Origin of the sequence: Siminovitchia acidinfaciens, assembly GCF_003605385.1 — a bacterium.
Lineage (GTDB): Bacteria > Bacillota > Bacilli > Bacillales > Bacillaceae_C > Siminovitchia > Siminovitchia acidinfaciens.
On record NZ_QYTV02000009.1, the window covers coordinates 73,939 to 92,395 of the forward strand.

18 protein-coding genes are annotated in these 18,457 nt (G+C 42.1%); 14 read left to right on the top strand and 4 right to left on the bottom strand.

Annotation, left to right across the window (positions count from 1 at the left end):
* Positions 1-34: 34 nt before the first annotated feature.
* Both D4T97_RS16570 and D4T97_RS16575 read left to right on the top strand, forming a co-directional pair.
* The gene (locus D4T97_RS16570; RefSeq protein ID WP_126051882.1) at positions 35-1,417 is read left to right on the top strand and encodes an LLM class flavin-dependent oxidoreductase; all 1,383 of its coding nucleotides are present in this window, start codon (positions 35-37) and stop codon (positions 1,415-1,417) included.
* Between the two features lie 140 nt (positions 1,418-1,557).
* Positions 1,558-1,770 carry a hypothetical protein gene (locus tag D4T97_RS16575; protein WP_126051883.1) on the top strand — a complete coding sequence of 71 codons (213 nt, stop codon included), beginning with the start codon at positions 1,558-1,560 and terminating at the stop codon, positions 1,768-1,770.
* A 283-nt stretch (positions 1,771-2,053) separates the two neighbouring features.
* On the opposite strand, the gene D4T97_RS16580 is transcribed toward D4T97_RS16575, so the two are convergent.
* Positions 2,054-3,190, bottom strand: a complete 1,137-nt coding sequence (locus D4T97_RS16580) for a zinc-dependent alcohol dehydrogenase (protein ID WP_126051884.1) — start codon at positions 3,188-3,190, stop codon at positions 2,054-2,056.
* A gap of 119 nt (positions 3,191-3,309) precedes the next feature.
* Here D4T97_RS16580 and D4T97_RS21025 point away from each other — a divergent pair, with 119 nt between their 5' ends.
* On the top strand, positions 3,310-3,612 hold the full coding sequence (locus D4T97_RS21025) for a hypothetical protein (RefSeq protein WP_328588781.1): 303 nt from the start codon (positions 3,310-3,312) through the stop codon (positions 3,610-3,612).
* A complete protein-coding gene (locus tag D4T97_RS21030) occupies positions 3,599-3,901 on the top strand; it encodes a YetF domain-containing protein (protein WP_328588782.1) in 303 nt (100 codons plus the stop codon). Before D4T97_RS21025 ends, D4T97_RS21030 begins: the two co-directional genes overlap by 14 nt.
* 48 nt (positions 3,902-3,949) lie before the next feature.
* Here D4T97_RS21030 and D4T97_RS16590 read toward each other — a convergent pair whose 3' ends face one another.
* From D4T97_RS16590 to D4T97_RS16600, 3 genes are all read right to left on the bottom strand, one after another.
* Entirely contained in the window at positions 3,950-4,843 is an 894-nt protein-coding gene (locus D4T97_RS16590; RefSeq protein WP_126051962.1) for a YitT family protein, read from the bottom strand.
* A gap of 330 nt (positions 4,844-5,173) precedes the next feature.
* Entirely contained in the window at positions 5,174-5,593 is a 420-nt protein-coding gene (locus tag D4T97_RS16595; protein ID WP_126051885.1) for a pyridoxamine 5'-phosphate oxidase family protein, read from the bottom strand.
* 108 nt (positions 5,594-5,701) lie between these two features.
* Positions 5,702-6,019, bottom strand: coding sequence for a DUF3243 domain-containing protein (locus tag D4T97_RS16600; protein WP_408021623.1), 318 nt, complete (start codon positions 6,017-6,019; stop codon positions 5,702-5,704).
* A gap of 321 nt (positions 6,020-6,340) precedes the next feature.
* Here D4T97_RS16600 and D4T97_RS16605 point away from each other — a divergent pair, with 321 nt between their 5' ends.
* The 10 genes from D4T97_RS16605 to D4T97_RS21150 all read left to right on the top strand — a co-directional run bounded on the left by D4T97_RS16605 (position 6,341) and on the right by D4T97_RS21150 (position 18,456).
* On the top strand, positions 6,341-7,522 hold the full coding sequence (locus D4T97_RS16605; RefSeq protein ID WP_126051886.1) for a glycerate kinase family protein: 1,182 nt from the start codon (positions 6,341-6,343) through the stop codon (positions 7,520-7,522).
* A 1-nt stretch (position 7,523) separates the two neighbouring features.
* Positions 7,524-8,969: an SLC13 family permease gene (locus tag D4T97_RS16610; RefSeq protein ID WP_126051887.1), complete on the top strand. Its 1,446-nt coding sequence runs from the start codon at positions 7,524-7,526 to the stop codon at positions 8,967-8,969.
* A 13-nt stretch (positions 8,970-8,982) separates the two neighbouring features.
* Positions 8,983-9,669 carry a response regulator transcription factor gene (locus tag D4T97_RS16615; RefSeq protein WP_126051888.1) on the top strand — a complete coding sequence of 229 codons (687 nt, stop codon included), beginning with the start codon at positions 8,983-8,985 and terminating at the stop codon, positions 9,667-9,669.
* A gap of 3 nt (positions 9,670-9,672) precedes the next feature.
* Positions 9,673-11,022 (top strand): sensor histidine kinase, encoded by a 1,350-nt coding sequence (locus tag D4T97_RS16620; RefSeq protein WP_126051889.1) that lies wholly within the window; start codon positions 9,673-9,675, stop codon positions 11,020-11,022.
* 3 nt (positions 11,023-11,025) lie between these two features.
* A complete protein-coding gene (locus tag D4T97_RS16625; protein ID WP_126051890.1) occupies positions 11,026-11,802 on the top strand; it encodes a PepSY domain-containing protein in 777 nt (258 codons plus the stop codon).
* A gap of 206 nt (positions 11,803-12,008) precedes the next feature.
* The gene (locus D4T97_RS16630; RefSeq protein WP_126051891.1) at positions 12,009-13,472 is read left to right on the top strand and encodes an amidase family protein; all 1,464 of its coding nucleotides are present in this window, start codon (positions 12,009-12,011) and stop codon (positions 13,470-13,472) included.
* Between the two features lie 142 nt (positions 13,473-13,614).
* Positions 13,615-15,003 (top strand): alanine/glycine:cation symporter family protein, encoded by a 1,389-nt coding sequence (locus tag D4T97_RS16635; RefSeq protein WP_126051892.1) that lies wholly within the window; start codon positions 13,615-13,617, stop codon positions 15,001-15,003.
* 117 nt (positions 15,004-15,120) lie between these two features.
* Entirely contained in the window at positions 15,121-16,740 is a 1,620-nt protein-coding gene (locus D4T97_RS16640) for an FMN-binding glutamate synthase family protein (protein WP_126051893.1), read from the top strand.
* Between the two features lie 389 nt (positions 16,741-17,129).
* Positions 17,130-17,363, top strand: coding sequence for a heterocycloanthracin/sonorensin family bacteriocin (locus D4T97_RS16645; RefSeq protein WP_126051894.1), 234 nt, complete (start codon positions 17,130-17,132; stop codon positions 17,361-17,363).
* Positions 17,364-18,198: 835 nt separating this feature from the next.
* Positions 18,199-18,456, top strand: coding sequence for a hypothetical protein (locus tag D4T97_RS21150; protein WP_408021625.1), 258 nt, complete (start codon positions 18,199-18,201; stop codon positions 18,454-18,456).
* Position 18,457 lies beyond the last annotated feature (1 nt).

Genomic DNA, 18,457 nt, shown 5'->3' on the forward strand with positions numbered 1-18,457 from the left:
GAACTTATTAAGCATTTAAAGGAGAGGATACTTTATGGCTAAAAAAAGAATATATCTTAATGCCTTCGAGATGAATTGCGTCGGACATCAATCACCTGGTCTTTGGCGGCATCCGGAGGATCAAGCGGACAGATATAAAGACCTTGACTATTGGGTTGATCTTGCAAAAACCTTGGAAAAAGGACGTTTTGACGGAATCTTTATTGCAGATGTCATCGGTATTTATGATGTGTATGGAGACGATAAGGCGACGACGCTCAGGGAAGCGACGCAGGTTCCCGTGAATGATCCGATGATGCTTGTCTCGGCGATGGCCCATGCTACGGAACATCTCGGGTTTGGTATTACATGCTCTACTACATTTGAGCATCCATATCCATTTGCCCGGAGAATGTCCACGCTGGATCATTTGACAAAAGGGCGCATCGCGTGGAATATCGTCACTTCCTATTTGGAAAGCGGCACAAAAAATATTGATATCGGGGACAAATTCCAGCATAGCGAACGATATGCTATTGCCGATGAGTATCTGGAAGTCTGCTATAAATTATGGGAAGGCAGCTGGGAGGAAGATGCAGTCAAAAGAGACAAGGAAGGGGGCATCTTTACCGATCCGGATAAGGTGCATGGGATAGAACATCATGGAAAGTATTTTGATGTGCCTGGCATTCATTTATGCGAACCATCCCCTCAAAGGACTCCTGTTTTATACCAGGCAGGCGGATCGCCAACCGGCAGGAAATTTGCGGCAAAGCACGCGGAATGCACCTTTGTCTCGGGACCTGCCAAAGGACCGATAGCCTCTTATGTCAAAAATTTGAGGGAGTTGGCTAAGAATGAGGGCAGAGATCCGCAAAGTGTAAAAATATTTGCCTTGATGACACCGATTGTGGGCCGGACGGAAGAAGAAGCCTGGAGCAAATATGAAGAGCTGACGAAATATATTAGCTATGACGGAGCATTGGCGTTGGTAGGCGGCTGGACTGGTCTCGACTTTTCCGGCTATCATCCTGATGACGAAATAGAATATATTGAAACAAACGCGATTAAATCATGGCTGAAAATGCTGACAGAATCGAAGCCTGAAAAAAAATGGACAGTCCGTGAGCTCGCAAATTTTGTAGGTGTAGGCGGGATGGGACCTGTTGCTGTTGGAACACCTGAACAAATTGCAGACACATTGGAAGAGTGGGTTGAGGAAACGGATATAGACGGCTTTAATCTAGCCTATGCCCTGGCACCCGGAACTTTCGAGGATTTTGTTGAGCTTGTCACCCCGGAATTGCAAAAACGCGGGTTGTTGAAAAAGGAATACACGGAAGGAACCTTCCGAGAGAAACTATTCAGTGAAGGGAACTCAAGGTTGCCTGAGGAACATCCGGGATCAAGATACCGCAGATCACTGTTGCATGTATAACTCGAACATGGGCAAATGAGGCAATCTAAAAAGCCCAATAAAAATAAAGCAGATGGAACGGTTGATGAACTCATTCTTCCATCTGCTTTGTTAGTAGAATCACTCCCGTGTTATTCGTCTCCGTTCAGGCTGGAAATCAGATGAAACGGTCACGAATCTGGTTTATTCGTTCCCGTTCAGGATGGAAATCAGATGAAATGGTCATGAATCTGGTTTATTCGTTCCCGTTCAGGATGGAAAACAGGATGAAACGGTCACGAATCTGGTCTATTCGTCCCCGTTCAAGCTGGAATTCAGGTGAAACGGTCACGAATCTGGTTTATTCGTTCCCGTTCAGGCTGGAATTCAGGTGAAACGGTCACGAATCTGGTTTATTCGTTCCCGTTCAGGCTGGAAATCAGATGAAACGGTCACGAATCTGGTTTATTCGTTCCCGTTCAGGCTGGAATTCAGGTGAAACGGTCACGAATCTGGTTTATTCGTCTCCGTTCAGGCTGGAAATCAGATGAAACGGTCACGAATCTGGTTTATTCGTCCCCGTTCAGGCTGAAAATCAGATGAAATGGTCACGAATCCGTGCAATGCATTTGTTGACACTTTCTGGAATTTATCGGCATAGGAATTAGGCAGCCCTTTCTAAGAAGGTTTCAGCACGACTTTGATACATTCATCCTCATGATCATTGAATATTTGATAGCCATGCGAAGCCTCATCAAGCGGCAGTTTGTGCGTAATGATTTCCGACGGGTCGAATTGTTCATTGATGATTTTGTCGTACAGCTCCGGCATGAAGTGAACGACGGGCGCCTGGCCCATTTTCAATGAGATATTTCTGGAAAAAAGATCACCTAATGGAAACATGTTATAGTTCATTCCGTAGACCCCTGTCAGCTGAATCGTGCCAAACTTGCGGACAGCCTTCGTGGAAATTTGAATGGCGCTCATTGTCCCGCCTTGCAGCATCAGTTTTTGTCCCACTTTTTCAAGTGGTGACTTTTTCCCATCCATCCCGACACAATCGATGACAACGTCGGCACCACCCTTGGTCAGTTCCTTCAATTCCAGCCCCATGTCATCATGCTGTGTAAAATCGAAAGTCTCCACATGATTCATGTTTTTAGCATGTTGCAGCCTGTAACCGACATGGTCAACAGCAATGACCCTTCCGGCTCCTTCCATCCATGCGAATTTCTGTGCCATTAAACCAACGGGACCGCATCCTAATATGACAACCGTATCCCCTTTTTTTACTCCCGCATTTTTCACGCTCCAATAAGCAGTTGGCAGCACATCTGATAAAAAGAGTAGAGATTCGTCTTCCAGTTCGCATGATTCGGGCACGACAAAGGGAAGAAAGTTACCAAAAGGCACGCGCATTAATTCCGCTTGCCCACCTGCATAATCACCGAACCACTCAGAGTAGCCAAAATAGCCGCCCGTATCTTCCAAATCATTGGCGTTATCACATTGGCTTTCCATATCATTTTTACAATAAAAACAAGTTCCGCAGGCAACTGTAAACGGAATGATCACCCGGTCCCCTTTTTTCACCTTTGTTACCTCAGGACCAATCTCTTCAACAATCCCCATTGGTTCATGCCCTACGATATAATCATCCCTCAGCTTAATGTTCCCCAGGTAAAGATGGAGATCCGACCCGCAAATTGCTGTGGACGTTATCCGCACGATAATATCGTCGGGCCGTTCTATCTTGGGGTCATTCACATTTTTGACTTCCATGTGTTTAACACCCTGGTAAGTGACTGCTTTCACTCGGTTCACCTCTTTTTTAATAATCAATATTTAGGATGCCCAGATAGAAAAGGAACATGTTAATGAATGCATGATTCAATTGCCGGTGCAAACAATATTTAATGATTGGAGATGATGAAATGAACCTATTTTGGCAGCCGCTCGTGATTCTGATAGCAGGGTTATTTTTGCTGAAACTGAGTGGAAGAAAATCGATCGCCCAAATGACTATGCCGCAGCTGATCGTTATGCTTTCGTTAGGAACGCTTTTAGTCCAGCCCATTGCCCAAAAAGGGGTTGGGCGCACATTGGTGGTCGTTGGAGTATTCATCGTTACTTTACTACTATTGGAATATATACAGGTGAAATCAAACGGGGGCCGAAAAATTTTTTACAGGAAAGTCCAAAATAGTAATTCAAAACGGAAAGTTGGATGTAGCTGAACTCAGAAAACTCAGGATGACCGTCGATCAATTGGAGATGCGGTTGAGAACAAGCGGCATCAGCAACATGGACGACATAAAAACAGCAACGATTGAACCGAACGGCGAACTTGGAGATGAATTAAAAGACGATGCCAAGCCGCTGACAAAGAAAGAATTTAAAAAACTGATGGACGAGTATATGCTAGGTGTGAATAAGTATCAACCGGAATCTAAAGCGGAAAATGCCTCGAATGTATTTGCTGAGATTAAGGGGAATCACGGCAATCACCCGAAATATTTGCAATAGGGGAATTAAAAGTAAAAGACCACCCACAGACTTAATGGGTGGTCCCGCTCAGTGAATTTGCTTTTTCCTTGTACGCCCGCCGCGAACTTCAGAAATATTTCCGATCGCAAGGAAAGCCTTGGGATCATGTTCATCGACGATGGATTTCAACTTGGATTCTTCCAGTCGCGTGATGACGCAAAAAATGACTGCCTTATTGTCGCCGGTAAATGCCCCTTCACCGTTTAGATAGGTTACTCCCCGTCCAAGTCTGGCAATGATTGAATCACCAATTTCAGTGGCCTTATCACTGATAATCCAAACCGATTTCGACTCATTAAAGCCTTCAACAACCAAATCAATCACTTTGGAAGCAATATAATAGGTGATAATTGAATACATGGCGCGGTCCCAGCTGAAGATGAAGCCGGCAGTGGCGAAAATAAAGAAGTTGAAAAACATAATTACCTCGCCAACAGAAAACGGAAGTTTATTACTCATCAAAATTGAAAGAACTTCGGTGCCGTCTAAAGAGCCACCGGCCCGAATAACAATGCCGACACCCATACCGAGAATGATTCCGCCGAACACAGTATCAAGCAATAAATCATCTGTTACAATGAGTGCATCATGCAAGAGTACTGAGGTTAAAGATAATATAAAAATTCCGAAAAGGGTGGTTATTGCAAAAGTCTTGCCTATTTGTTTATAGCCGAGGTAAACGAAAGGAAGGTTGAGCAAAAACAGGATAAACCCGACTCTCCAACCGGTTAAATAGCTGATTATAATGGAGATGCCGGTAATGCCGCCGTCCAAAATATTATTTGGAATTAAAAAGAGTTCAAGTGAAACAGCCATTAGCATGGCACCAATAGTCACAAAAAAGAGCCTGAAGATTATCGCTTTTTTTGTTAACTTCCTATGCTTTACGGCCGCCAAAGCAGGATCTTGAGGCACTTTCATCAACCTTCCTGTAGGGTTTGGCATAGTGGGTGGTTGTCACTTTAACTAATCTATCACAAGAGCAACCCAAAACGCTGTAATTAATTTTGTATGATTTATTGAAAAAAAACAACTAATTGGGATACTATTCTTGATGAGAACTTTGTCTACGTATGCAATCGCTCAAAACTTAAGGAAATGAAAGTTTAAGTACATCTAGGACTCGACTAATTATAATCTCCCGTAAATGGAATTATAATCTCTTTTATGTTCATGCGAAAAAGTAATAATATTTCCGCCCCTCTGTTATAAAGCTTTGCAGAAATAAAAAATGCTTCCATAGAGGAAGCATCAATTAAAGTCTACAATTTGAGGATCTGTTCCGTTTTTGTTCATCACCCTGATTTGTTCCGGCTCAATTTTGAGAAGCATATAATCAGGATCATCCGGACCGTCAAAGTACGAAGAAAATTCCTCTCGCCACATCTCATCCTTCATCCCCCTAGCTTCGGATACCTTCCCTTCTATTTCCAAATATTCATCTCCAAAGCCTTCACCTTCGTAGCCTAGTATAATGTGAGTATTCGGATTGGATTCGATATCATCAACCTTGTGTGTATTCTTGCTTGTCGGTGTGTAAAGGGTGAACTCATCATTGAAAAACGTCATATACCGGGAGTGCGGCTTGTTGCTTTTAACGGTGGCCATTGTCCCGACTCGACTATCGTTAAGGATTTCCAAGGCCGCTTCTTTGGCTTGCTTTTTATTCATATTATCCAGCTCCTTTAAAAGAAATTTTCTCATTCATTAATATTCCTTAAAGAGACGAAAATAAACAAAAAAGCCGGCCCTATCAGGCAAGGCCGGTCCTCAAGACTTTTACTGCTTTACCATATTTAAAAGCATATGGGCAAGCTGGTGCTGTTGTTCTTTGTTTCCTGCTTCCCATAACTCTTTCAATAAATGTTCTTCCCGGTTTCTCGGTTCCTCGTGTTCAGCCAAATAGCTTGCTACCTTCTCAGTCGCTTTCGCCAGCATTTCTTCGCTGAGGCCAATTCTTTCACCTTTTGTAATCTGTTGGCTTAAATAGGATTTGAATTGGTCAAAATTAGCTAAAATTTCCCCTTTTTCTTCATTGTTCATCTGATTTATATGTCTATCTACTTGGTTTTGTGCATTTGGTTCCATATTATCCATTAAGAACGACACTCCTTTAGTGTTGATATTATTTCTTTTCCTGATTCTTTCAGGGTTAAACAAGAAAAAATTTTCTGTTTTTCCAGGATAAAGGTAACTAATCGTGACTGTGAAGGAGAGAAGATGCAGACCAGTAATGTGACTAAAATGGACAAACCTAAGCTAAAAGACACTCCAAGGATGCCTATATAAAAAATATGTGAGTTATATGATTTCTTAATCATTAATGGGACTCTAATTTAATCTTAATGTTTCTCTTCCAATTTATTAGTTATTAGAAGGTAGATTAATAATTAATAAATGATTTAGGAGGAATAAAAAATGAAAATTGTAATGGTCCCATCGGGGTTTAAAGAATGTATGGAGGCGGAAGAAGTAGCTTTGGCCATGGAGAGAGGAGCCAGGCGCTTTGATTCATCGGTTGATTTGGAGGTGGTACCAATGATTGATGGAGGGGAAGGATTTGCCAAAACAATCGTAAGATTAAAAAAAGGAGAACTTATTTTTAAAGAAGTAACCGGCCCTGTCGGCAAGAAGATCTTGAGCCATTTTGGAATTTTCGTTGAAAATAATAAACGGACTGCTGTCATTGAAATGGCAGCGGCTGCCGGATTAAAGCTTGTTCCAAGAGATCAAAGGAATCCGTTGAAGACGACTACATATGGTGTAGGAGAATTAATTCGCGCTGCACTTGATTTAGGTGTTGATAACATCTTGATTGGCTGTGGGGATTCTGGAACCTCTGATGGCGGTGCAGGGATGGCCCATGCATTAGGTTTTCAGTTCCTGAACAAAAATCATGAACCAGTTAAGATTTATGGCGGAGAAGATTTGCTTGAAGTTTCATCGATCCTTACAAGAAACGCAGATTCACGGCTAGGTACTGTCAAGATTGATGTTGCATGTAATTGGAAAAATGTTTTATGCGGACATAATGGCGTTGCCCGTGTGTTTGGACCCCAAAAAGGAGCGTCGCCAGAGCAGGTTGAAAAGTTATCGGACGCCTTGGAACATTACGCTTCTTTAATCGAGACTACCTTCGGACTGGATGTTCGCACTTGTCAAGGGAGCGGTGCTTCTGGTGGTTTAGGCGCAGGCCTCATCTCCTTTACCAAGGCAACTCTCCACCCGCGATTTGACATCATTATGGATTATATCAACATAGAAAAAACAATTGCATCAGCGGATGTAGTCATTACAGCGGAAGGAAGCCTGGATTTTCAGACTCCAAACGGAAAGATTCCTGCGGAGGTGGCACGTATTGCAAAAAAATATGGCATACCGGTCATTGCCATAACAGGAACAATCGGGAAAGGGGCAGATCTAAATTATGATGCAGGGATTGATGCTTATTCGAGTATCATTCAAAAACCAACGACATTGGAAAAAGCCATCATAAGAGCACCCCAGTGGATAGAAGAAAGCGTTGAATCCGTATTGAAGCAGGTCGCAATCGGATTACAAATCGCTCATAAAAAGCAATTGGTTGAAAGGGTTTCTTGAGATGAGCACGAGAGTGGAAAAACAGCGTCAACATGAAAAGTGGTTTTTAACTTATATCGATCGATTTTCAACAAAGGCATTGACTATCATCAGTTTACATGTTTCGTTCTCTGTCATGATTGTAATGATCGATGGATTGGACTATCGTGCTAAAATCTCGTTGTTTGCATTTCTTTCCGCCATGACATTTTGGATTGGAGTAAAGATTCCTGCCGGATTAACAGCCATATTACTGCTGGTTTTTATTATCATTATGAAGGCAGGGGAAACAGAGATATTATACAACTCACTTTCGGAAGAAGTGGTTTGGTTAATGATTGGCTCCTTTATTATTGGGGAGGCTGTCAAACAATCGGGGTTGTCCGAAAGATTCAGCCGCTTAGTTGTGGAAAAATCAAAGAACAAAAACAATATCATCATCGGTTTGGTATCAGCCTTATTTACTACTGCATTTTTTATCCCATCTACATCAGGAAGAGCAGCACTCTCAATGCCCATCATCAAGGAGCTTGGACTGTACTTTAATTCAAAAGAGAAAAAGGTGCTTGCACTAATGATTCCTGTCATTATTCTGATGACTACGTCAGCGACGTTAATAGGAGCCGGGTCTCATTTGATTGGGATTGGCTTGTTGAAGAGTACAACGAATCTAACTATTTCGTATATTCAATGGCTCATCTGGGGGGTACCATTTACACTGGTCATAACACTTATTTCAGTTATTATTATTAAGTGGAGGTTATGGCCAAAAAATGCAGGCGAGGAAATTATTTCAAAAAATACGACTGATACAACGAACACTCCGATAAACGACTCAGAAAAAAAGACGCTCATACTGTTGGTGTTATTGATGATTGGCTGGATAACGGAGGGGCTGCACGGATATGATTTGGCGTTTGTCACCATGTTCGGTGCAATTGTATTTATGCTTCCCAAGTATGGAGTGATCGACTGGAAGTCTGGTATGAAGTCCGTATCCTGGAATTTGATCATATTTGTAGCAGCTGCAACAGCACTTGGAAAAGTATTAGTTGAAACAGGTGTAGTTGTATGGATTGAAAATGAATTAATGAATGCTCTGCAATTGTTTGTCGACGCACCTGAGTGGCTGATTATCCTTATCATTTTGTTCTTGACGGCAACCAGTCACTTGTATATCACTTCTCATACGACACGTGCAATTGTATTTATTCCTAGTTTGATATTATTTAGCAAGACAATCGGAGCGAACCCGGAAACAGTCGTTTTTTTGAGTTTAATAGGAATGAACTACTGTGTCACATTTCCTGTAAGTTCAAAGGCCCTGCTGCTTTTTTATGAAGAAGAGGAAGTATCTTTTGATTCTGTTCATCTTTTTAAAATTAGTGCCATCCTCATGCCTATATATATCTTAATTGCTGCCGCTTTTTATTTTACTTATTGGGAGTGGACAGGGATGCATTTATAAATGAGGTGTGAAAATGAATGATCATATTTTGATTATTGAGGATGACGAGAAGATTGCACGTGTCATTCAGCTGGAATTAGAATACGAGGGATATGAAGTCAGTATAGCCTATACAGGTAGAGAAGGCTTGGCCGTCATTAATTCCAAAGAGGTAGACCTGGTTATTTTGGATGTAATGATTCCGGAGCTAAATGGGATGGAGGTATTAAGGAGAATTCGTCACATAAGCAGTGAGATTATCGTGATCATGCTGACTGCCCGTAATTCGATATTCGATAAAGTCAGTGGCTTGGATCTGGGTGCAAATGATTATATGACAAAGCCCTTTGAAATTGAAGAATTGCTGGCTAGAATTCGCACAAACCTTCGATTCAAGCCAAGGAGCAGCACCGACTTCGAAACTGATGCTCTCAGCATTCATTCCATTACAATCAATAAGAATACAAGAGAAGTTTATAACAAGGGAAAAATGGTAGAGTTGACTCCCAGGGAATATGAGCTGCTGATTTATTTAGTAACGAATAAAAACAGGGCACTGGACCGTGAACAGATTCTGAACGAGGTCTGGGGTTATGATTATTTTGGAGATACGAATGTAGTTGATGTCTATATTCGATATTTAAGGAAGAAGCTGACCCAATCAAAAGAAAATCAACTGATCCAAACCGTTCGCGGGGTGGGCTATATGATAAAGGACTGACGTATGAAATTACAAACACGAATCCAATTTTCGACCACTGTTGTACTGATGATCATGCTCATAGCAGCAAATACTTCCATCTATTTTATTTTTAAAAATAACTCAATCAGCTCCGAACAAAACCGGCTGACGAATACGCTGCATCATATTGTAAAAGAAATGGCCACAAATAAAGGTATGTCGATGGAACAAATATTAGAGGCATATTTAATCAGTGATGGCATGATTCGAGTAGTAAACAGCAGCAACAGTCCCGCAAGACAAATGACGACTGATTCCGCTTATTGGGATATACCAAGCAACTATAAAGATGATCAATTCGAGGAAGTGCTGAAGTATAATGATTCCATGTTTGTGATTGTTTCAATCCCGGCTCTTGATGAAAATGGGGAAGTCGTCAACTTGCAAGTTATTGAAAATATCAATCATCTCTATGAAAATATTCTTCATCTAAAATGGGTTCTGGTGTTTACCGCGATTATCGTCAACATTATTCTGTTCACTGCGAGTGGTATTTTAGGACGGTTCATTTCACTGCCGATCCAGCGTCTTATACAAACGATGAAAATGATTGAAGATAACGAGTCATATGAAAAAATTGAGATGACATCCAATGGTAAGGATGAATTGACTGAAATGGCGATGACGTTCAACCGCATGATTACAAAACTTGAAAAAAGCTACTTAAAACAGGAACAGTTTGTAGCCGATGCTTCCCATGAACTTAAAACTCCGCTGACTGTCATCAGCAGTTATGTGAAATTATTAAAGAGATGGGGGACAGAACGTCCTGAAATATTAAAAGAAGCCATTGATTCAATTGAATCAGAATCGAGCCGAATGAAATATTTAACTGAACAATTATTGCAGTTAGCAAGATCAGAAGAAGCCATTGAGAATGAAAAAGTAACTGTGAATATTGTTCATGTTGTTGAGGAGACCATTCAACGACTGCAGCGGACTTTCGAACATGAAATCCGATTTTTTCATCAACAGCATGAAACATACTTTAAAATACATAAACAAAGCTTTGTTCAACTGTTAGTCATTTTTCTTGATAATGCAAAAAAATATAGTGATGACAATATAGATGTGTACTTAGAGGAATTAGATGGAAATATCAAGATAAGTGTAAAAGACCGTGGTGTAGGAATTCCTCCTGAGAATCAGGTAAACGTTTTTGATCGCCTCTATCGTGTAGACAAAACGAGAAGTAGGAAAACGGGAGGATCTGGACTTGGTTTATCAATAGCCAAGAGGATCGTCGAGCAGCATGGGGGCGAAATTTATCTTGAAAGTGCCGAAGGAGAGGGAACAACATTTATAGTCAAATTACCCAAACAGGAGGTGTAACAGATGAAGGTGAAAGCCTTGCTAGCTGTTTTTATTGTCCTGGGTATCTCGTTTACACTGGTTCAAATATTTAAAAAAAATTCTTCCGATCAAATTACAAAAGAAGAAGCGGAACAGGTTGCCGTGGGTTTGTATGGAGGGAAAGTCTTAAGTTCTTCGGTAAAAAATGAAAACTATGAAATTCAATTAGATAACGATAAAGGCATGTACACATTAGTTGTTGACGGAACAACTAAGAAAGTCAGTAATGTAAAAATGGTTGAAAAAAAAATGAATCCATTATCTTTGGATGAAGCGAGGAAAAATATAGAAAGGGAGATGAACGGGACGGTCACACAAATAAATCATGTTGAGAAAGAAGGTGAGACGCTGTCGGAAGCGCTTGTCCAAAAAAATAATAAAACATATAGTATCCAATATGATTTGAAAAAGAAATCTATAGTAAGCCGTTCTGAGAAAGAAGTAAAACATGATTCTATACATAATGCAAACCCGGACGCTGAGGCCCAAACTTCAGTTATTTCCGAACAGCGTGCCAAAGAAATTGCAGTTGAAAAAATAAATGGAAAAGTGACTGCGTTGTCAGAAGTCACGAAGAAAAACGGAAAACATTATAAAGTTACAGTTGATGGTACATCTGATGGTGCACATGTATATATTCAGGCCAATACAGGAAATATTTCATCAATATCCTGGTATACGAAGAAAAATAACGATGACGGCGATGACGGAGATGACGGCGATGAGGACGATGATGACGATAACGATGATGACGATTGACCGCTGCAGATAAGGACCCGTAATGAGAACGGGTCCTATATCTGGTTCACGAATTGGCTCCAATTTGTCCATTAATCACACATTCCTTTTAGGTTAGTTATTTCTTTACAAGTTTAAGAAGAGAAACGCATTCGGTGGCATGATTCGTGTATTATTCACAAATCGATTACACTTAGGTGAGAAGAACGGTGAAAAGGGGGAGAATGTTGAAAGATCGAAATATAAAGAGATTGCACGCTGACTGGATTATCGAGGCAACAATTGAGGATATGCAAAAAAAGATGGCAGTAGGTGAAATTAATTCAAGGGAGCTTGTGAAATCGTATTTGCAAAGGATCGAGATGTTTGATGGAGAGATTCATTCCGTATTGGAAATCAATCCGGATGCACTCAATGTTGCTGCAGTGCTGGATGAAGAAAGGAAAATAAAAGGACCGAGGGGCCCGCTGCATGGCATTCCAGTCCTTTTAAAGGATAATATTGATACAGGAGACAAGATGCACACGTCAGCAGGTTCACTTGCTTTGGCCGAGCATATGGCAGGGCGCGATGCTTTTGCTGCGGCCAAATTAAGAGAGGCTGGAGCAGTTCTCCTCGGCAAAACGAACATGACAGAATGGGCCAACTTCATGACAATCGGCATGCCAAGCGGCTACAGCTCCAGAGGAGGACAGACTTTGAATCCTTATGGTCCCGGACAGTTCGATGTCGGCGGGTCGAGCTCAGGATCGGGTGCCGCTACCGCTTTGAATTTTGCAGCTGCTGCCGTCGGAACGGAAACCTCCGGATCTATTTTGAACCCCTCACTGAAAAACTCGATCGTCGGAATCAAACCTACAGTAGGGCTTGTGAGCAGGACAGGCGTGATTCCGATTGCTCACAGCCAGGATACACCGGGGCCAATGGCGAGAACTGTCAAGGATGCGGCATATTTACTAAATGCAATGGCCGGGCGGGATGAAGAAGACCCGGCAACCGAAGCAACTCCACCGGAACCTGCTGACTATGCTGTCCAACTTAATGAGACTGATTTAAGAGGTGTTCGAATCGGCATTGCGGGCGAACCGTTCACTTTACGACTAAGCAAGCATAAGCTTGCCTTGATGGAAGAGGCCAAATCTGTTTTGAAAAAGCTCGGAGCAGAGTTGGTAGAAAATATTCAAATACCTTCTGCTAAGAACACATGGACATTCGACATATTCGCCTATGAATTCAAAGCCAGTTTGAATGCTTATTTGCAAGGGACGCCTCAATCAAACCAGATCCGATCGCTTGCTGATGTCATCCGATTCAATGAAGCCGACCCGGATATGATGCTGAAATATGGACAAAAGCTGCTAGAGCTCTCAGAGGCTACGAGCGGAACATTGACTGAACAAGAATATATTTTTACGTTGGAAGAGGATCTTCGGCTTTCAAGAGAAGAAGGAATCGATTATGCCATGAATGAGTATGGCCTGGATGCCCTATTTTTTGGTGGCGACAGAGGATCGGTCATCTCGGCTCGTGCCGGATATCCCACGGTTATTGTCCCTGCAGGATTCATTCCAAATGGTGAGCCATTTGGTGTTTCATTTGCAGGGACCGCCTTCAGTGAACCGACCCTGCTTAAAATTGCTTATGCATTTGAGCAGGCGACTCAGCATCGAAAGCCACCAGTAATTTCATAAAAATGGAAATGACCTCATTCGAAAGAATAGAGGTTTTTTCTTTTTTAATAACAAAATACTCAATTACGCTTTAATGTGTTTACTCTCTCTTGCTAAGGGTAGTTCATGAAGTTATAGAAGGAAAAGGGGGGAGTTTGTTTGTATGGATATTTTTATTAAAAAAGTGGAAGCCTTTTCGAATTGGTTATGGGGAGTACCGCTTATATCACTGTTGGTGATCAGCGGATTGTATTTGACGATTTCATTGAAGTTCTTCCAATTCAGATATCCAATTTACATACTGAAACAAACAATGGGCAGTGTTTTTAAAAAGCCGAAAGGAACAGGGACACTTACACCGTTTCAGGCACTGACTTCCGAGCTATCATGCACAATCGGTGCTGCAAATATCGTCGGTGTTCCTGCAGCAATCATGTTCGGCGGTCCGGGAGCCATCTTCTGGATGTGGGTCATCGCCTTTATCGGGATGTCTTTGAAGTTTTCAGAAAGTGTCCTCGCAATCCGATATAGGGAGAAGAATGAAAAAGGGGAATACGTCGGCGGTCCGATGTATTATATGACAAAAGGTTTGAACATGAAATGGCTGGGAGTCTGGTTTTCTGTAGCTCTGATGATTGAGCTGGTACCCAGTATGATGGTGCAGGGCAATTCTGTTGCCTCCACAGTTTTTGAAACTGTGAAAATCCCTCCGCTTTATACAGGGATTGCTGCGGCGATCATCATTTCATTGGTGGTTTTCGGCGGCATTCAAAGGATCGGCCGTGTGACTGAACTGTTTGTACCATTCATGGCCATCTTTTACGTCGGAGCTGCCTTATTGATTTTATTTATGAACATCAGCCTATTGCCAGGCGTCCTGAAGCTGATTGTCACATCTGCTTTTCAGCCGATGTCCGCGGTCGGTGGTTTTACCGGGGCGGCTATTGCGGAAACAATCCGATGGGGCTTTGCCAGGGGCTTATATTCAAATGAAGCGGGGCTCGGGACGACACCTATTGCACATGCTGCAGCAACAACAGATCATCCTGTCAGGCAGGGTTTTTGGTCTGTCATTGGCATAGTGGTGGATACATTGATCATCTGCACCGCTACAGCTTTCGTTGTTTTATCGTCAGGTGTCTGGACGGATAAAGGTGCTTCGGCGAACCCATCAGGATTGACTACGATCGCTTTTGCTGAGTACTTCGGAAAGACAGGGAGTTATATTGTCACAATCGCTCTCATATTCTTTGTGCTGTCAACGATGGTTGTTCTAGTTTTCTATGGATCCAAGCAGGCTGAATTTTTGTTTGGTTTGAAGGCAGCTCGCTTCATGGAAGTCGTCTATGTTGCTGCGATTATATTAGGAGCTATCGGGGCTGCAGAAATCTTGTGGAGTTTCCTGGATATTGCCCTTGCGGCCATTCTTATACCGAATGTCATTGCCGTTTTACTGCTAAGCAAAGAAGTGAGGCAGTTGAAGGATGAATTCTTTACTTCTGAAAAATATTATTTGAAGGATCTTAGAGAGGAAAAGAAAAAGATTGTTTAATAATTACTATTTCCATAAAAGACCGGCATCTATCTATGAAAATAGGCAGATACCGGTTTTCTTTTTATAAAGAAGGAAAAAGGAATGATATAGCTTATAGATAGGACGGTGTTTTAGATGAGCATGACTGAGTGGCTGGCTTTAATTATTTTAGGAATTATGGCACTTTTTATCATAGTACCACTGATTACGTTTACTTGGATCTACATTTTGGACCGCCGGCAAAAAGAGCACTCCGTGCTGAGGAATTACCCGGTACTAGGAAATGTCAGATATTTTTTGGAAAATATAGGTCCGGAGCTGCGCCAATATTTGTTTGCCAATAATCGTGAAGGGAAGCCTTTTTCACGGCATCAATACGAAAATGTGGTTAAAGCGGGGAAATATAAGGAACGGATTCATGCCTTCGGATCTGAACGCGATTTTGAGGAGTCTGGCTTTTACATAAGGAACGCCATGTTTCCCAAACTGAATGAGGAATTAAGGATTGATCAAGAGCCTAAAATTAAAACAAAACTTTACCTGATTGACCACGAAGGCCTGTTTAACCGAAAGGAACACCGGGAGGATGCCCTTGTGGATCCGCACTATTTAGCTGATGAGGATGCAGTCATTATCGGAGAACGAACCTGCCGTATGCCATTTAAAGCGAAAGGGCTTGTCGGGCAGTCAGCCATGAGCTATGGGTCGCTTGGCAAACGTGCTGTTACTGCATTGTCAAGGGGACTAGGGCTCGCAGGAGGAACCTGGATGAACACGGGCGAGGGAGGCTTGTGCAAATATCATTTGGAGGGTGAAGTGGATGTCATCATGCAAATTGGCCCGGGGTTATTCGGTGTAAGAACGATAGAAGGAGATTTTTCTTGGGAACTGTTCAAGCAAAAAAGTGAAATTGAAAAGATCAAAGCTTTTGAATTAAAACTCGCCCAAGGGGCAAAAACAAGAGGAGGCCATATTCTCGGTGAGAAAGTGACGCCTGAAATCGCGGGGATCCGCAATGTTACTCCATGGAAAACAATAGACAGCCCGAACCGCTTCCGTGAGTTCCATGATACATCCAGCCTGATGAATTTCGTTGAGGAGCTGAGGGAGGTCGGAGGAAAACCGGTAGGAATTAAAATAGTTGTTGGCTCAAAAGCTGAAGTGGAAATGTTGGTTCGCGAAATAGCTGAATGCGGTAAACTTCCTGATTTTATTACAGTAGATGGAGGAGAAGGGGGAACTGGAGCGACTTTCCAGGAGCTTTCTGATGCAGTGGGCCTTCCATTGTTTACTGCTTTGCCATTATTGGATGAGATGCTGAAAAAGTATGGAGTCCGAGATAAGCTCAAAATTATTGCATCCGGCAAGTTGGTCACACCCGATAAGGTCGCTTATGCACTCTGCTTGGGCGCAGATCTCGTTAATACAGCAAGAGGAATGATGATTTCAGTCGGGTGCATCATGGCACAGGTTTGCCATAATAATACATGCCCTGTCGGTGTAGCAACGACTGACCCACGCCGTGAAAAAGCACTTATTATTGAAGAGAAGATGTATAGGGTGACCAATTATATCATCTCGCTGCGTGAGGGGCTTTTCAATCTGGCCGCGTCTGTGGGAATCGAGTCCCCTGCCGAGTTCAATGAAGAACATTTAATGTTTAAAAGTCAGTCAGGCGAAATTTGGACCGGGGAGGAATATAAGAAAAACATTTTACATTCTCCGATAGGAATGAATGAAGGTGCTGAAAGGTAATTGAATTTGGGTCTAAATTCTTATCTTCAAGATACGTTCACTCCGAACCAGATTCGATTGTTGCTGATGTCATCCAATTCAATGAAGTTTAGCAGGCGACTCAATATTGAAAGTAAGAAAAAATTGTATGAAAGTGGAAATGACCTCGTTCCAAAGGAATGCAGGTTTTTTCTTTTTTTGTATCAAAGTCTAAATCAGTACTTCCTGTAACGATCTATAGTACTGGAACGTGAAATAGGCTCTTATATCAGTAACAACAACCTAAACCCATCATATTTTGTTGAGGAGAGTAAACGTTTTTAATTACTCAAAACGGAGAATTATTTCAATTCAACTCTCTTGTCTAGTGTCGGTTTGTCCTGATTCTTAAATAGAAAGGGGAGGTTCAAATGCAGCATTATCAAAACGAATTACAAGGATTAGAATTGGGTAATTACCAAGTTGGTGAATTAATTCCTATGAGCCAAGGTCCGCTTCAGTATGACAGTAGGCTTTGTGGCGGTTTTCGTTGTGGCGGTTGTTTCCGCTGTGGCGGTTGTTTCCGCTGTGGTGGCTGTGGGGGCTGTTTTGGCTTTGGTTGTGTAGGCTTTGGCTTTGGCTGTTTTGGAGGATTTTTTATTTAAGTCACAAGAGAAAATGGCTATTTTATGAAAAGAAATGCCTCTGTATCTATTGCGGGGCATTTCCTTTCTTGAAAAGTAAGAAAGTATAAAATCAGACGAAAATTTTGTTCGAAATTAAGATTTAATATGTCTAGCTCCGACGTACAGGAAGTCCTAGTGCAAGCGAAGCGACAGGACAAGGAAAGCTTCGCAGCGTTGCATCGCACGAAGGAAAAGCGTCAGCTCTTTCGAGGATGTCGCGGTTTTAGGCGGCCAGGCACCATCGGCGAAAGGATTAGGTCGCGCGGAAGCATGTCTCAGGAGAATGTGCTCCTGCGGCAAAGCTTATTCGGGGAAGCGTTGTTTCCCTCGTCCGTAAAGCTTCGTGTAGCATATCCGGGATACTTAACAAGAAGTGTTCAAAGTCAGCTGCTTTGTTGTGGTGGCTGAGGAACTCCCTCATCAAAATTCCCCTTGTGTTTTTCTGCATAAGGCTGCGCGCCTTGGGCTTTTTTTATGTGGCAAGATGTTTGGCCAAATGACCAAATATTATTTGCAACGCCCCAAAATAACTTTCTATTAAAATTCACTGGATTAGCTAATGCCCCTCATTAAGAATTAAAACGAGTATAAATCAGGGTATTCTAGTGAAAGTGCTTTCATGTGAAATAGGCTCTTACATTAGTAACAACAACCTAAAAGTATCATATTTTGTTGAGGAGAGCAGACGTTTTTTGTTACGAAGGACTAAAAAGTTTTTCAATTCAAGTCTCTTATCTCGTGTCGGTTTGCCCTGATTATTAAATACAAAGGGGAGGTACAAATGTATTTTCATAACGAATTACAAGGATTGGCAATGGATAATTACCAAGTTGGTGAATTAATTCCTATTGATCCTTTGAGCCAAGATTCGCGTCAGTTTGGCGGTATGAGGTGTGGCGGTTTTCAGTGTGGCGGCTTTCGTTGTGGCGGCTTTCGTTGTGGCGGCTTTCGTTGTGGCGGCTTTCGTTGTGGCGGTTTTCAGTGTGGCGGTTTTCGCTGTGGTGGTTTTCAGTGTGGCGGTTTTCGTTGTTCTAGCTGCTTTAGCTGTTCTAACTGTTTTTGGGGAGGGTAGG